At 65.7% G+C, this 16,680-nt stretch carries 9 protein-coding genes and 3 pseudogenes; 9 read left to right on the top strand and 3 right to left on the bottom strand.

Annotation, left to right across the window (positions count from 1 at the left end):
• Nucleotides 1-60: 60 nt before the first annotated feature.
• The 3 genes and pseudogenes from cobN (at nt 61) to RHBS_RS06315 (ending at nt 4,572) form a co-directional block, all read left to right on the top strand.
• Nucleotides 61-3,664 (top strand): annotated as a pseudogene (gene cobN / locus RHBS_RS06325) (cobaltochelatase subunit CobN).
• Nucleotides 3,665-3,682: 18 nt separating this feature from the next.
• Nucleotides 3,683-4,063: a PPOX class F420-dependent oxidoreductase gene (locus RHBS_RS06320; protein ID WP_128645183.1), complete on the top strand. Its 381-nt coding sequence runs from the start codon at nt 3,683-3,685 to the stop codon at nt 4,061-4,063.
• An 83-nt stretch (nt 4,064-4,146) separates the two neighbouring features.
• Nucleotides 4,147-4,572, top strand: a complete 426-nt coding sequence (locus RHBS_RS06315) for a VOC family protein (RefSeq protein ID WP_128645182.1) — start codon at nt 4,147-4,149, stop codon at nt 4,570-4,572.
• Between the two features lie 16 nt (nt 4,573-4,588).
• Here the strand turns inward: RHBS_RS06315 and RHBS_RS06310 are convergent, their stop codons facing one another.
• The 3 genes and pseudogenes from RHBS_RS06310 to RHBS_RS06300 all read right to left on the bottom strand — a co-directional run bounded on the left by RHBS_RS06310 (nt 4,589) and on the right by RHBS_RS06300 (nt 8,267).
• On the bottom strand, nt 4,589-5,965 hold the full coding sequence (locus RHBS_RS06310; protein WP_128645181.1) for a metallopeptidase TldD-related protein: 1,377 nt from the start codon (nt 5,963-5,965) through the stop codon (nt 4,589-4,591).
• Nucleotides 5,962-7,518: pseudogene (locus RHBS_RS06305) on the bottom strand (TldD/PmbA family protein). The gene RHBS_RS06310 and the pseudogene RHBS_RS06305 overlap by 4 nt, the downstream one beginning before the upstream one ends.
• A complete protein-coding gene (locus RHBS_RS06300) occupies nt 7,500-8,267 on the bottom strand; it encodes a TSUP family transporter (protein WP_128645180.1) in 768 nt (255 codons plus the stop codon). Before RHBS_RS06300 ends, RHBS_RS06305 begins: the two are co-directional and overlap by 19 nt.
• A 17-nt stretch (nt 8,268-8,284) precedes the next feature.
• Between RHBS_RS06300 and RHBS_RS06295 the strand changes: the two are divergent.
• From RHBS_RS06295 to RHBS_RS06270, 6 genes and pseudogenes are all read left to right on the top strand, one after another.
• Nucleotides 8,285-9,447 (top strand): annotated as a pseudogene (locus RHBS_RS06295) (sensor histidine kinase).
• 16 nt (nt 9,448-9,463) lie between these two features.
• Nucleotides 9,464-10,120, top strand: a complete 657-nt coding sequence (locus tag RHBS_RS06290) for a response regulator transcription factor (protein ID WP_128645179.1) — start codon at nt 9,464-9,466, stop codon at nt 10,118-10,120.
• A gap of 82 nt (nt 10,121-10,202) precedes the next feature.
• On the top strand, nt 10,203-10,739 hold the full coding sequence (locus RHBS_RS06285) for an FxsA family protein (RefSeq protein WP_121869848.1): 537 nt from the start codon (nt 10,203-10,205) through the stop codon (nt 10,737-10,739).
• A gap of 17 nt (nt 10,740-10,756) precedes the next feature.
• Entirely contained in the window at nt 10,757-12,352 is a 1,596-nt protein-coding gene (locus RHBS_RS06280) for an amidohydrolase (RefSeq protein WP_128645178.1), read from the top strand.
• Entirely contained in the window at nt 12,342-13,934 is a 1,593-nt protein-coding gene (lnt, locus tag RHBS_RS06275; RefSeq protein WP_374700538.1) for an apolipoprotein N-acyltransferase, read from the top strand. Before RHBS_RS06280 ends, lnt begins: the two co-directional genes overlap by 11 nt.
• Before the next feature lie 664 nt (nt 13,935-14,598).
• Nucleotides 14,599-16,680: condensation domain-containing protein (locus tag RHBS_RS06270; RefSeq protein WP_237669043.1), on the top strand; the 2,082-nt coding region annotated here is incomplete at its 3' end.

Here is a 16,680-nt window from a genome sequence, read left to right as displayed (position 1 = left end):
TCACCGATCATTCGAACTACCGAAGTCAGGGGCGCGAAACCCCCGAGGAGGGCGTTACCCGTGTTCTTGTTGCTGTCCACGTCGGACACCGATCTGCTCAGCGCCCGTGCCAGTGGAGCCGACTTCACCTGGGGCAACCCTTCCCGGCTGCTCGCCGAGGACATTCCGGCGATGGCCGAGTCGGCCGAGTTGATCATCGTGCGCATTCTGGGATCGAGGCGCTCGTGGGAGTCGGGCATCGACGCGGTTCTCGCGACCGGACTGCCGGTCGTGGTGCTCGGCGGTGAGCAGGCACCCGACGCGGACCTGATGGAAATCTCGACAGTGCCCGCCAACGTTGCTGCGCAAGCGCACAACTACTTGGCCGAGGGCGGATCCGACAACCTCCGTCAGCTGTACAACTTTCTCTCCGACACCGTGTTGCTGACCGGCCACGGTTTCGATGCTCCACGGCACCTGCCCACTTGGGGCCACCTCGAACGGCACGCCGCTCCGCAGTCAGCCGGTCCGACGGTGGCGATCCTGTACTACCGCGCCCAGCATCTGGCCGGAAACACCACGTACATCGATGCTCTCTCCACCGCAGTGGAGAACGCCGGAGCCACCGCGCTCCCGATCTACTGCGCGTCGCTGCGCACCGCGGAAGCCGACCTGCTCGACACTCTGAAGTCGGCGGACGCCTGATCGTGACCGTCCTGGCCGCCGGAGGCACCAAACCGGCCGGAGCGTCGGCCGGTGGGGACGACGAAGCCTGGGACGTCGCCGAGCTGGCTGCGCTCGATGTGCCGATCCTGCAGGGTCTGTGCCTGACGAGTTCCCGCGCGACGTGGGCCGAGAACGACGACGGACTCTCCCCCCTGGACGTGGCAACGCAGGTCGCGGTACCGGAATTCGACGGCCGGCTCATCACCGTCCCGTTCTCGTTCAAGGAAATCGACGACGACGGCTTGACCACGTACGTCCCGGACCACGAGCGCGCCGCTCGGGTGGCAGGCATCGCCGTACGACACGCCCGGCTGCGCCACATTCCGGCTGCCGATCGCCGTATCGCCCTGATGTTCTCGGCCTACCCCACCAAGCATGCGCGGATCGGCAACGCCGTCGGCCTCGACACTCCGGCAAGCGCGATCGCGTTGATGTCGGACATGCGCACCGCGGGTTACGACCTCGGGCCGCTGGACGGCCCGGATTCTGTGCCGGGTCTGGCTGCTCGCGACGGTGACGCGCTCATCCATGCGCTGATCGCCCGCGGCGGCCAGGATCCCAACTGGCTCACCGACGCCCAGCTCGAGGGCAATCCCATTCGTATCTCGGCCGCGCAGTACGGCCGGTGGTTCGAGCAGCTTCCCGCGGATCTGCGAGATGGCGTCGTCGAGCATTGGGGACCGGCGCCGGGCGATCTCTACGTCGATCGGTCTGCCGATCCGAACGGTGAAATCGTCATCGCTGCCATGCAATTCGGCAACGTGGTGATCATGGTGCAACCGCCGCGCGGATTCGGCGAGAAGCCGGTTGCGATCTATCACGACCCGGACCTGCCGCCGAGCCATCACTATCTGGCGGCCTACCGGTGGATCTCGGCCACGAAGGCCGACGGCGGCTTCGGTGCGGACGCATGGTGCACCTGGGCAAGCACGGCAACCTGGAATGGTTGCCGGGCAAGACACTCGGTATGTCCGCTTCCTGCGGAACCGATGCGGCCCTGGGAGATCTGCCGTTGATCTATCCGTTCCTCGTCAACGATCCAGGGGAGGGCACGCAGGCCAAGCGTCGAGCGCACGCAACTCTCGTCGATCACCTGATTCCGCCGATGGCACGTGCGGAAAGCTACGGCGACATCTCTCGGCTAGAGCAATTGCTGGACGAGCACGCGAACATCTCGGCACTCGACCCGGCCAAGCTGCCTGCGATCCGCCAGCAGATCTGGACCCTGATGACGGCCGCGCAGATGCACAAGGACCTCGGGCTCGAGGAGCGCCCCGACGAGGAAGTGTTCGACGACATGCTGCTCAATGTCGACGGGTGGCTGTGCGAGATCAAGGACGTGCAGATCCGCGACGGGCTGCACATCCTGGGCCAGGAACCCGTCGGAGACGCCGAGGTCGAACTGGTCCTCGCGATGCTGCGGGCTCGGCAGATGTGGGGCGGGGAGCAGACTGTCCCCGGTCTCCGAGAAGCACTGGGGCTCAGCGAGGACGGCGACGAGGACCGTACCCGCGTCGACAGTATCGAGGCCGTGGCCCACGGATTGGTCGCGGCGATGCAGGCAGCGCAGTGGGATCCCGCAGCGGCCGCGCGGGTGGCGGGCGAACACGGCAGCGTGGTTGCACAGATTCTCGAATTCGCAGCAGCCGAGGTCGTTCCGCGTCTGCGCGGCACCTCGCGTGAGATCGCCCAGGTACTGCACGCACTCGACGGCGGTTTCATCGCGGCGGGGCCGAGCGGTTCACCGTTGCGCGGGCTGATCAACGTGTTGCCCACCGGCCGCAACTTCTACTCCGTCGATCCGAAGGCCGTGCCGTCGAAGTTGGCATGGGAGACCGGGCAGGCGATGGCGGAATCCTTGCTCGCCCGCTACCGCCAGGATCACGGGGAGTGGCCGAAATCGGTCGGCCTGTCGGTGTGGGGCACGTCGGCCATGCGGACCTCCGGGGACGACATCGCCGAGGTGTTCGCCCTGCTGGGAGTCTCGCCGGTGTGGGACGAGGCGTCGCGCAGGGTGACGCGGCTCCAGGTGATCGACCTCGACGAGCTCGGCCGTCCCCGCATCGACGTGACGGTCCGCATCAGTGGATTCTTCCGCGACGCGTTCCCCCACGTGCTCGCACTGCTCGACGATGCGGTCCGGATGGTCGCCGCATTGGACGAGCCGGCCGATCAGAACTACGTGCGAGCGCATGCACAGGCCGATCTCGCCGAGCACGGTGACGAACGACGGTCCACCACACGCATTTTCGGATCGAAACCGGGCACGTACGGTGCCGGTCTGCTGCAGCTGATCGACAGCAAGACCTGGCGCAGCGACGACGATCTGGCGCAGGTCTACACCACCTGGGGCGGCTTCGCGTACGGGCGCGGTCTCGACGGCGTTCCCGCCTCGGACGACATGCGCACCGCCTACAAGCGGATCGCCGTCGCCGCCAAGAACACCGATACGCGTGAGCACGACATCGCCGACTCCGACGACTACTTCCAGTACCACGGCGGCATGGTCGCAACCGTGCGTGCGTTGACCGGGAAGTCGCCCGAGGCGTACATCGGTGACAGCACACACCCGGAATCGGTTCGCACGCGCACGCTCTCGGAAGAGACCGCGAGGGTGTTCCGCGCCCGGGTGGTGAACCCGCGGTGGCTCGAAGCAATGCGCAGGCACGGCTACAAGGGCGCTTTCGAGATGGCGGCGACCGTGGACTACTTGTTCGGCTACGACGCGACGACCGACGTGGTGCAGGACTGGATGTACGAGAAGCTGGCCGAGACGTACGTGCTCGACGAGCAGAACAAGAAGTTCATGCAACAGTCCAATCCGTGGGCGCTGCACGGTATCGCCGAGCGGCTGCTCGAAGCGGCCGAGCGAAAGATGTGGGCCGAGCCGGACCCGCAGGTTCTCGACGGTTTGCGCCAGGTGTATCTCGAAACCGAGGGCGAGCTCGAAGGGGAGTAGCGACGTACTCTGAGCGGTATGGCTGCCACCTTCGAAGACATTGCCAAGGGCAAGTACGTACTGCTGACGACGTTCAAGAAGGACGGCACCGGGGTGCCGACCCCGCTGTGGGGTGCCCTCGACGGGGATCGGCTGCTGGTATGGACGGTGGCCGATTCGTGGAAGGTCAAACGGATACGCCGCAACCCCGCAGTCACCCTGGCACCGTGCGACATGCGCGGTAACCCCCAGGGCGACGCGGTCGACGCGCGGGCCGAGATACTCGACGCGGCCGAGACGGAGAAGGCCCGCTCAGCGATAGCGTCGAAGTACGGCATCATCGGATGGCTCACGGTCAAGGGAAGCGTGCTGCGCCGGGGCAAGAGCGGCTCCATCGGGCTGGCGATCACCGCGGCCTGAGTCGCGATCGGTGCCATCGATTGCATGCGCAGTTCCGAATGCTTCGTGAGGCAGCTTCCCCTGCTGTCGGAATGGAGCACCACGTGCCAATCGCAGTGACCGATTACAACCATGTTCGCCTCACCGTCAGCGACATCGACCGGTCCCGGTCGTTCTACGACTCGGTGTTCGGCTTCGACGTCGCGTACGCCTGGGATCCCGACGCGGACGAAGAGACCAAGAAGGCCCTGTGGTTCCTCTTCGGCGGCGTCATCTACAAATTCGGTGGCGGTCTGCTCGGTCTGCGCCCGGTCGCGCCGAGCGACGACACGTTCGCCGAGGACCGCTGCGGGCTCGATCACCTCAGTTTCACCGTCGACACCCGCGCCGCGCTCGAGGACGCCGTGAAGACACTCGACGAGTTGGGCATCACGCACGAGGGCATCAAGGACGCAGGGCCCGGACTGTCCATCCTGGAGTTCCGCGACCCCGACAACATCGCTCTCGAGCTCTCCGGCCCCGACAAGTAGGCCGAGCTACCGAGCCCTACTGAGCGGCGCTCACCGAGGACATGTGGAAGTCGGGGATGCGTAGCGGCGGCATCGACGTGCGAGTGAACCAGTCCTTCCACTCGCGCGGCAGTGTCGCCTCCGTCGCGCCCGCCTCGGTGACGCGTCGCAACAGGTCGAGTGGGCTCTCGTTGAAGCGAAAGTTGTTCACCGCACCGGTGATTCGACCGTTCTCGATGGCGTAGACGCCGTCTCTGGTCAGCCCGGTGAGCAGCAGCGAGGTGGGATCGACCTCTCGGATGTACCAGAGCGTGGTCAGCAGCAGGCCGCGCTCGGTTGCGGCGACCATCTCGTCGAGCCGGATGTCGGTGCCGCCGGTCATGACGAGATTGTTGCCCGGGACCGCGACGGGTGCGCCGAATTTGCGCGCTGCTGCGCGCGGGTAGGACAGGGCCGCCACCGAACCGTCGCGCACCCAGTCGACACGCTCGATGTCCATGCCGTTGTCGAACACCGATACCGAATCACTCGACGACCCGGCGACCACGAACGGCGCATACTCGAGTCCGGATACGCGTGGATCGGAGTACAACGTCAGTGGCAGATCGGTGAGCTTCTCGCCGACGCGCGTTCCCCCGGCCCGCGAGAGTGCGGTGCGGCCCTCCTGCGCTCCGCGGCCCTCCATGGTCCACATCAGGTAGATCATCAGATCGGCCACCGCCGACGGGGGCAGCAGAGTCTGATAGCGACCGGCGGGCAGTTCTATTGTGTTTCGGGCCCAGCCGAGTCGGGTGGACAGCTCGGACAACATGGTTCCGGCCGAGACATCCCGGAAGTCGGTGGTTCCGGTGCCCACCCAGGCGCTCGCCCCGGATCGCTTGCCGTTGATCTCGACCGATCCGGTGGGCTGCGTGAACGTACGACGCACACCGGTGGAGGTTCCGAGCCAGACGTTGTCGACGGTGTGCTGCGCGAATCCGTACAGTGTGTCGTCGCCATCGAAACCGACGTTCAATTCCGTTGCCAGCGGACCGAACACGTCGATCGACGTGTGCGCCGCTGTGCGGTCCCAGTTCTCCGAGCCGGAGGCAGCACCGACCGAATCCGGAGGCAGCAGCGGCATCGCGTCCTCGGCAGGCTCTGCCGATCGCGCTGCCCCTTCGCTCGCCCGAACCACTGCCGCGATGTCCTCGGGGTCGACACTCGTCGACGACACTGTGCCCACGCGAACGGTGTCGGACCCTCGCGCGATCGAGATCACTTCCCAGCGCCGCGAGGTGGCAATTCCGTTGGTGGTCATGGAGTTTCCGGCCCACCGAAGAGTGGCGTCGCTGGAGTCGGTGACGATCACGATGGTGTCGTCGACACTCGCGCAGGCGAGTGCACGTTCGATCACGAGCTGCGGCGCGATCATCGACCTGCCTCCGATCGGGTGTTGAGGACGTTGACGCCGCGGAACAACGCGACGGGGCAGCCGTGGCTGACGGCGGCCACCTGCCCGGGTTGGGCCTTGCCGCAGTTGAATGCGCCGCCGAGTCGCCACGTGGACGGTCCGCCGAGCAGTTCCATCGAGCCCCAGAATTCGGTGGTCGTCGCCTGGTACGCCACATCACGCACCTGGCCGTCGAGCACGCCGTTGCGGATTCGGTAGAAGCGTTGGCCGGTGAACTGGAAGTTGTAGCGCTGCATGTCGATGGACCAGCTTTTGTCGCCCACCACATAGATGCCGTCCTCCACCTCACCGATGACGTCGGCGGTGGATCGATCGGTGTCGGGGTCGGCCTGCAGCGACACGTTCGCCATGCGCTGGATGGGAACGTGATGCGGGGAATCGGCGTACGAGCAACCGTTGGACCGCTCGAGACCGAGTTTCGGGGCGAACACTCGATCGAGTTGGTAGCCGACGAGTGTCCCGTCGCGCACCAGGTCCCATCTCTGCGAGGCCACTCCGTCGTCGTCCCAGCCGATGCTGGCCAGGCCGTTGACCTAGGTTCGGTCGGCGGTGACGTGCATGATCGGCGATCCGTAGCACAATGTACCCAGCTGGTCCGGGGTCGCGAACGAGGTGCCGGCGTAGGCGGCCTCGTAGCCGATGGCCCGATCGTATTCCGTTGCGTGCCCGATCGATTCGTGAACGGTGAGCCACAGGTTGGTCGGATCGATGACGAGATCGGTCGGGCCTGCCACGACGGACGGCGCCTTCACCTTCTCGGCCAACCATTCGGGGATACGGGCCAGCTCGTCGGCCCAGTCCCACGTGCTGTGCTCACCCAGGTACTCCCAGCCTCGTCCGACGGGGGGCGCGAGGGTGCGCATGGTCTCGAACGCACCGGCGGATCGATCCACCGTGGTGGCCTCGAACTGTGGATGGAGTCGCACCCGCTGCTGAGTGATGCTGCTACCGGCCAGATCCGCGTAGAACGTCTGTTCCTTGACCTCCAGAACCGAAGCGGTGACGTGGTCGACGCCGTCCGACGCGGCCAGCCGGGACGAGTACTCCGCCAGCAGTGTCACCTTCTCGGCGGTGGGTACCTCGAACGGGTCGATGTCGTACTCCGACACCCACGTTGCATTCGAGTACACCGGCTCGGAAGCGAGTTCCACGCGTTCGCGATTGAGTGCGCGCAGCGCTGTGGCCACCTCGACTGCACTCCGGGCCGTGGCTGCGGCTGCGTCGGTGCCGAGTTCGGCGTGCGATGCGAAACCCCAGGTGCCGTCGACCACGACCCGCACGGCGAGACCGATCTCCCCGGCGTCGATTGCGGATTGAACGGAGCCGTCGCGCAGCGAGATCGACTGAGTCGTCAAGCGCTGCACGCGAACATCGGCGTGCGTTGCCCCGGCCGACCGAGCCGTGCTCAGGGCGGCGTCCGCGAGGGCCTGCAGGGGCAGAGCCAGGAAGTCGGCGTCGACCGACCGATCCGATTGTCTCGTCACGCCTGAAGACGCTAGCCGAATTGCTGCCATCCGAGGCGAACTACCATCCCCACCACCACGACGAGTAGGACGATTCTCACGAATCCGGCACCGCGGGCGACCGCTGTCCGCGACCCGAGGACGGCACCGAGCACGTTGCACACCGCCATGACCGCTCCGAGTTGCCAGTAGACGCTGCCGGTGACGGCGAAGAAGGCGAGGGCACCGATGTTGGACCCGACGTTGATGACCTTGGCCATCGCGGCGCTGCGCACGAACTCGGTTCCGAGCATCGTGGCGAAGACGATGATCAGGAACGTTCCGGTGCCGGGCCCTAGGATGCCGTCGTAGAAGCCGATTCCGGCGGCTGCGCACCCGATGACGATCAGAACTTTGCGATGGGTGGGCGGCGACGGTGCCGCAGTCAGACCGATGGTCGGACGGCAGGTGACCAGTACGGCCACACCGACGAGAACGACCATGATGATCGGGATGAACAGCTCGCGATCGATCAACGACACCGCAGCAGCGCCTGCCGCCGAGGCCACGGCGGCGAGGACGCCTGCCGGAATCAGCACCGCCCAGTTCAGCGAGACCTTCCGCGCGAAGGTGACGACGGCGGCGACGGTACCGAATACGGCGGTCGCCTTGTTCGTCGCCAGCGCTGCCTGTTGGGTCAGCTGAGGTGCCACGAGGAGAATCGCGGGCAACAGGATGAGCCCACCTCCGCCCACCACGGCGTCGACCCAGCCGGCGGCCGTGGCAGCGACCATCAGCAATCCCCAGTCGGCAGCAGTCATACGGCAAACTCAATCACATGCGTCGATTCAGTCTGTGGCTCCGCGGGCAGCCGTTCGTGGCCGATGCCCTACTGGCGGCCGGGCTGTTCGTCGTCGACATTCTGGTGTTCGTCAGCTCGGTCGACGGTCTCAACGGACCGTTGTTCCTGGTGTTCTCGGTCGTACTGACGATTCCCGTCGCGTGGCGGCGCCGTCTGCCTCGCTCGATCGCAGCACTCACTCTCGTCACCACGCTCTGCTCCGACATAGCGGGCAGCCTGGTGGGCGACGCGTACAACGGTCACCCGGCCGCTCTGGCCCTGCCGATCATGCTCTACACCCTGGTTGCGTACGTGGGTCGAGTCCAGGGCGGCATCTATGCCGCCGCACTCGCCGCCTACACCGCCGCGAACCTGTACTTGTTCGCCCAACCGGTCTTCACGACACTGTTGTTCAGCGCGCTGATGTACGCGCTGTCGTGGGTCGCGGCGGAATTTCTCGGTGCCCGCAGGCATATGACGAAGCGACGCAGGCCCGTCTCGTCGTGGCCGAGTACGACAGGGACCGGCGTGCCGAAGAGGCCGTGATCACCGAGCGCACGCGCATCGCACGCGAACTGCACGACGTCATCGCCCACAGCGTCAGTGTCATGGTGGTCCAGGCCGACGGTGCCTCGTATGCCATCAGGCGCAACCCCGATCGCGCGGAGCAGGCCGTGGCCAACATCTCCGCCACGGGCCGGTCGGCGCTCGCGGAGTTGCGTCGCACGGTCGCGTTGCTGCGGACGTCCCCCGACTCGGACGACATGCCCCAGTACGGGACAGCAGGCCTGGCCCGTGTCGTCGAGATGATGGGTCGCGCCGGGTTGAACGTCGAGCTCGAACAGACCGGAAACCTGGACGACATCAGCCCGGCGATCAGCCTCGGAGTGCACCGGTTGGTCCAGGAATCGCTGACCAATGTCCTACGGCACGCCGGCCATGCGCCGCGCGCCGTCGTCAAGGTCGTTCGCGGAGAAGAGGCCGTCACCGTCGAGATTTCCGACAACGGCACCGGCTCCGGCGCACCGACGTCCGCGGTCGGCGGTGGACACGGACTGCTCGGAATGCGCGAGCGAGTAGCGGTGCTCGGCGGCACCCTGCACGCGGGTCGGACGCCACACGGCAATTGGCTCGTGCGGGCGACGCTGCCGATCGAGTGAGGGCTAGGTTGGGTCGGTGCCGATCACCGTTGTCGTCGTGGACGACCAGGAACTCATGCGCATGGGGTTGAACATGGTGCTCGAGGCGCAGGACGACATCGAGGTGGTGGGGGAGGCCGCCGACGGGGCGGGTGCCGTCGAGGCCGTGGCCAGACTGTCACCGGCAGTGGTGTTGATGGACGTCCGCATGCCCGGTATCGACGGCGTGGCCGCCACCCGCACCATCACCGAATCGGGTTCGGACGCCAAGGTTCTGGTGATGACGACCTTCGATCTCGACGAACACGTGCTCGGTGCGCTCAGGGCGGGCGCAAGTGGATTCCTGCTCAAGGACACTCCACCGGAAGACCTGGTCTCCGCGATTCGCAGCGTGGCCGCGGGCGATGCCGTCGTCTCACCCAAGGTCACCAAGCGTTTGCTCTCGAGGTTCGTCGCACAGACCCCGTCGACCTCCGACGCCTCCGTGCTCGACGCTCTCACCGGCCGTGAGCGCGAGGTGCTGGTGCACTTGGCGACCGGCTTGTCCAATGCCGAGATAGCGGCCGGCCTGCATCTGTCCGAGGCGACGATCAAGACTCACATCGGCCGAATCCTGACGAAGTTGGGCGTCCGCGATCGAGTCCAGGCGGTCGTTCTGGCGTACGAAACCGGTCTCGTCCGGCCGGGTTCCTAGAGAACTTCCCGGCAAACCGGTCACTTCGGGAGCGATTTCGATGCCCCGCGCGTTGTACCGGTGAAGCGAAGAAAGGACCGTCATGCTCGCTCTGTTCGTACTCTATGTCGTGGTCGAGGTCGCGGCTCTGGTCGCCGTGGGAAGCGCGCTCGGCGTGCTCTGGACCGTCGTACTGCTGATCGGCGGATCGCTGATCGGGTCACTGCTGGTGCGATCGCAGGGCAGACGCGTGTTGGACGGTCTGCAGAGAGCATCGCGAGGCGAGCGGTCGGCCGGTGGGGCCGTGGCCGATGGAGCTCTCTTCGCCGCAGGGTCGGTTGCAATGTTCGTGCCGGGTCTGGTGACCACGGTGATCGGATTGCTGTTGTTGATCCCGCCGACCAGGTGGCTGCTACGCCCAGCGGTGATGTGGGCCGCCGCACGCTGGTTGCCGCAGGTTGCGACTGCGACGCGGCGCATGCGCCCCACCGTCATCGACGGTGAGATACTCGACGATCACGTCGACGACAGCACGCGAACACCGAATGCATCAGGTCCTGCGGCGATCCTCGAGGGACAGGTGATCGAGCCCGACCGATCCGATCCCGCCGCTGGGGATTTCCGGAAGCCACACCGGTAGGGGCAGACTGGGCGTTCGTGACCACCGAATTGTTCTGCGGCGGACGGATCTACAGTCCGACGGCTTCCGACGCCACCGCCATGGCCGTGACCGATGGGATCGTCAGTTGGATCGGTGAGGATCGCACCGGCCGAGCCCTCCACCCAGGGGTCCACGTCACCGACCTGGCCGGGGCCTTCGTGGCACCGGCGTTCGTGGACACTCACGTGCACGTCACCGATCTGGGCCTGTCGTTGATCGGACTCGATCTGTCCGGCTGCACCTCGCTCGAACACTGCATGCGGGTGCTCGCCGAACATGCATCGTCGTCCTCGGACGCCCTGGTCTGGGGACACGGCTGGGACGAAACCGAGTGGCCCGAACGTCGTGCACCGTCGAGCGCCGACCTCGATGCGGCAGCGCCCGGGCGGCCGGTGTATCTCACTCGCATCGATTCGCATTCGGCCGCCGTCTCGACGCCGTTGCGCGTTGCCGCGACCGGCATCGAATCCACCGCCGGATTCTCGGAGCAGTCCCCGCTCACCGCTGCCGCGCATCACCACGCGCGGCTGACGGCACGGTCGATGATCACGGCCGACACCCGAAAGCGGGCTCGAACGGCTGCGCTCGACAGTGCCGCGGCGCAGGGAATCGTGGCCGTTCACGAATGTGCCGGTCCTATCGTGTCGGGTATCGACGACTTCCGTGCACTGATGTCCACCGAACACGGGGTGGAGGTTCGCGGATACTGGGGCGAGCTGGTCGAGACGGCCGAGCAGGCGCGGCAGCTACTCGAAAGCACCGGCGCCCACGGGCTGGCCGGTGACATCTTCGTCGACGGCTCGCTGGGGTCGCGGACCGCGTGGTTGTCCTCTCCGTATGCCGACAGCTCCGGATCGGGCGTGCCGTACGAGGACGTCGATGCGATCGCCGCACACATCTCGGCGTGCACGACGGCCGGAGTACAGGCTGGTTTCCACGTCATCGGTGACGCGGCGATCTCGGCTGCCGTCACCGCATTCGAGCGGGTGGTGGCCGAGCTCGGAACTCCTGCCGTCGCCGCGTGCGGGCATCGGCTCGAACACCTGGCAATGGTTGCACCCGAGCAGGCCGACAAATTGGCTTCGTGGGGCGTGATCGCCAGCATGCAACCGATGTTCGACGCACTGTGGGGCGGTACGGGAGGGTTGTACTCGGCACGGCTCGGCGCAGACCGGGCATCGGCGCTCCATCCGTTCGCGCGCTTGGCATCGGCGGGGGTCTCGCTCGGATTCGGTTCGGATGCGCCGGTGACCCGACTCGATCCGTGGGCGACCGTCAGAGCCGCGGTCAACCACCACACGCCGGGCAGTGCCATTTCGCCTCGGGCCGCTTTCTCGGCCGGTACCCGCGGGGCGTGGCGCGCAGGCGGAGTCCGAGACGGATTGGCAGGGACATTGGTGCCGGGAGCTCCCGCGTCCTTTGCGGTGTGGGAGGTCGACGAACTGGTCGTCCGAGCACCCAAGGACAGCGTTCAACGCTGGTCGACGGACCCACGCGCGGGGGTATCTCCGTTGCCCGGTCTCGACCCATCGTCCACCAGCCCACAGTGCTCGATGACCGTGCATCGCGGACAGGTCATCCATGAGAAATGAGTCCGCCTCGGGTGCCGGGACAGTGGCCTCGTCAGCGCAGCGGCTACGCCGGGGCGCGATGTCCACGGCGCTCTCCGTTGCCGGTGGTGCACTGATATTCGCGAGCTTTCCGCCGCGAACACTGTGGTTCCTGGCACCGGTGGGTATCGCGCTGCTGGCCCTTGTCCTGACCGGCTTCGGCGGCCGCAGGTCGGTATCGCTGAAAGCGGGATTCGGCTACGGCTGTGCCGCCGGACTCGGATTCTTCGTTCCGCTCCTCCCATGGATCGGTGTGTACGTAGGACCGATGCCCTGGCTGGCGCTCGCCGTCGCCGAGTCCGTCTTCGTCGGCATGTTCGGCGTGCTCGGGGTGTTGGCGGCACGGAGTGCCTGGTGGCCGTTGTCGATGGCATTGGCCTGGAGCCTCACCGAATGGCTCAGATCCAGTGTTCCCTTCGGTGGCTTTCCGTGGGGCAGGTTGGCATTCGGACAACCCGAGGGCTGGCTGCTTCCCTTGGCGAGCATCGGGGGTGCACCGTTGCTCAGTTTCGGCGTGGCACTGACCGGAACCGGAACGGCGGCGCTGCTGGTCGCGGTCGGTCGGCGAGACGGAGCGCGTTCGTTCCTCGGACCGGTGGCTGCCACGACGGCCGCGTCCATCGTGGCGCTGGCGTTGCTACCGACACTGCACAGCAACGACGCGCCGGAGGACGACGAACGGACGGTGACGATCGCGGCCGTCCAGGGAAGCGTTCCGCGTCTGGGTCTGGATTTCAACGCACAGCGGCGAGCGGTACTGGACAATCACGTCCGGGAAACGATGACGTTGGCCGCTGACGTCGAGGCCGGCAGGCAGCCTGCCCCGGATCTCGTCGTGTGGCCCGAGAATGCGTCCGATATCGATCCGTTGAGAAATACCGACGCTGCGACTCTCATCACACAGGCGTCGGTGGCTGTGGGGGCTCCGATTCTCGTCGGCACCGTACTGGTCAATGCCGATGGCACGAACACGAATTCGGTGATTGCGTGGAACGGTACCGATGGGCCCGGTGAGCGGCACGACAAGAAGATAATTCAACCGTTCGGCGAATACTTGCCATTCCGAAGTTTCTTCCGATTGTTTTCGGAATATGCCGACCGAGCGGGCTATTTCGTCCCCGGCAACGGAAATGGAGTGGTACACGCTGGGGGAATACCGGCCGGAATAGCGACGTGCTACGAAGTCGCATTCGACCGCGCCCTCGAGGAATCGGTCCGATCGGGCGCAGAGTTCATCGCCATACCCACCAACAACGCGACCTTCGGCGACACCGAAATGACGTACCAACAACTCGCCATGTCCAGAGTACGAGCCGTCGAGCACGGGAGAACTGTGGTGGTGGCGGCGACGAGTGGCGTGAGCGCGATCGTGTCGCCGGACGGGCACCTCCTGCAGCAGACGCCGCTCTTCACCCCCGACGTGCTGGTGTCCAGTGTTGTACTGCGACAATCCCTCACCGTCGCGACACGGATCGGCCTCGGATCGGAACTCGTGCTGTGTCTGGCAGCCGTCGGAGCCCTCGGCGCGACGCTGCTGGCCGGACGCCGCCGCTCCGCCTCCTGAAACAATCGCCGAGTCGGTAAATAGCGGTTTATTGCATCGTCGAGTCGGATATGAACAGGGCCATGCCGTGGTGTGCGTCCTGCGGAGTCATTCGTTCGACCGAATAGCATCCGTTCGGGTAGCACTCGAGGTCACTTCTGTAACAGGCTGGAGACGGCGATCGATGGTTCTTATGATTACTGCACAAAAGAATCTCGCCGATGTTGTATCTTTGTAAGCCGCTGGGGTGCTCGACGCGGAATTTCCGGGTCGGCTTTCAGCGGATGACCGACGGTCTCGCGTTGGTGTGTGAGAACAGTATCGACACCGACATTGTCGAGCGTGTCGTACGCCTGGCGGGGAGGGGAGTTCATGTCGTACCGAACGATGGATTCGAGGATCACCACACACTCATTCATTGAACTCACGGTTTGTTTCATTCGGTAGAACCGGGTTCTCTCCCTGTTTCAATCCGGTCGGCAGTGCGCGACGAATTGATCCACAGCCATATCACCACCGAACGTGTGTGAATCGACACGAACGCAGACCAGAACGGAAGCCAGAATTGCTCAATCGCGCGCACAGGCCGCCGCGGCTCGACAGTCCGAACCGAACCGAGGGCTCCGAGTCGTTCGACTCGACGTCGGCCTTCGCCGCCGTGACCGTGCCGCCGAAGGGCAAGTGAATGCGCGCAGCAATTACGGGTGGGTCTCAGACGCCCCCGACCGGCCCCGGTTTCGAGAACGGCTTCCCGCTGTCGTCCGCTCAGCGTGGCATGTGGTTCGCCCAGCAGCTGGCCCCTGACGTCCCGGTCTGTATCGCACAATACGTCGACCTTCGCGGCAACCTCGACATCGCCGTGCTCCAAGACGCGACGGCTCGCGCGGCACACGAATTCCAATCTGCCTACCTCAGACTTGCCGAGGTGGACGGCGAACCGGTCCAGATGGTCGATCACTCCATCGACCAGTCCGTGCACTACCTGGATCTGCGCGGCGAAGACGATCCCATGACCTCGGCGCTGCACTGGATCGACGAGAACTACGTGCAGCCGGTCGACATGGAACACGATCCCCTCGTCGAGAGCTGGATCATCCAGGTCGAGGACGATCGCAACCTCTGGTACAGCAAAATTCACCACGTTGCTCTCGACGGCTACGGTGCGATGACGCTCGTCAATCGAACCGCAGCCCTGTACACGGCGGCCGTCGAACACGTCGAGCCTGCCCCCAACAAGGCGGCCGAGCTTCGCCGACTCTACGAGCTCGATCAGGAATACCGGACGTCGTCCCGCTTCGAGTCCGACAAGGAGTACTGGACGGCTCGCGCCGCGGACATCCACGACGGGGCTTCTCTGTCCAACACGGCCGGTCGCACGATCGCCGCCAGTAAACTGCGCAGCGTCGCTCTGCCCGAGGATGTCGTCGCCGACCTCGAGGCGTCCGACGCGACCAAGGGCGGAACCGCGGCCGCGGTGTTCATCGCCGCCTTCGGCTGCTATCTCTCGCGAATGACCGGGCGAGAGGACGTCTCGGTCAACATCCCGGTGTCCGCGCGCACCACCGCACTGCTTCGCCGATCCGGTGGAATGCTGGTCAACGTCGCACCCATTTCGATCCACGTGCCGCAGGACGCGACCGTCGGCGAGCTGGTACAGCAGGTGCAGCTCGAACTGATGGGTGCCCTGCGGCATCAGCGCTTCAGCATCGAGGACATTCGGCGCGAGCTGGCGGCCTCGGGCAGCGACAAACAGCTTTCCGGCCCGATGGTCAACATGATGCTGTTCCATCAGCAGATCAACCTGGGCTCGATCGTCGGCGAGTTCAACATCGTGACCTCGGGCCCGGTCGAGGATCTTCTGGTCAACGTGTATCAGAGCGGTTCTCCGGCCAGGACGTTCGTCGACTTCAGGGCCAACCCCAACCGCTACGACGACGACGACCTCACCGCGCACCATTCGAGCTTCGTGGAGATGGTGGAATCCTTCATCGCGGCCGGGCCCGATGTCGCCGTTCTCGACGTACATCCGGACAGCGCACGCGAAGGCCAACGCCGGCGTCGCGCCGCAGCCCAGCTCGCCTACTGGACCGATCGGCTCGCCGATGCCCCGGATCTCCTCGATCTTCCGACCGACCGACCGCGCCCCTCGCACATCGGTCACGTTCGCGCATCCCACGAGGTGATCATCGGATCCGAATCGTGGTCCGGGGTGGCTCGATTGGCGGCCGAACGTTCCACGACTCCGTTCGTGGTCTTCGAATCCGCTCTCGCCGTGTTGCTTTCGCGACTGGCGAACACCGACGACGTGTCGATCGCGGTGCCCGCGGATGACGACAACACCGTGGTACTCCGGACCAGGCCCGACGTTCGCCACTCGTTCGCCGAGTTCGTCGATGCCTCCGGCATCGACTTCGATGCTGCGATGGCGCACGGTCATACGTCGTTCGACGACGTCGCTGTGGCCCTCGGTCTGCCGGGCTCGGAATCGCACAGCCCGCTTGCTCAGGTAGCGCTCCGGTTCGGTCCGTCCGCACTGCCGAGGGACGGGATCGGCATGGATCTGGTCGTCACTGTCGACGAGTCCGATACTCCCGCAGTCGTTTTCGACTACGTCACAGAACTGTTCGACGCCGCGAGCATGGCGCAGCTCGCCCGCCGCCTCGTACGGATGCTCGACGCTCTGACCAGCGAGCCGGATCTGCTGATCGGCGATGTGGACCTGCTGTCCACCGCCGAGCGCGCTCGCCTGGCTCCGGTGCGTGGTCCG

It is taken from the genome of Rhodococcus sp. BS-15 (assembly GCF_000813105.1).
Taxonomy (GTDB): domain Bacteria; phylum Actinomycetota; class Actinomycetes; order Mycobacteriales; family Mycobacteriaceae; genus Rhodococcoides.
This window is presented reverse-complemented; position numbering and strand designations above follow the sequence as displayed.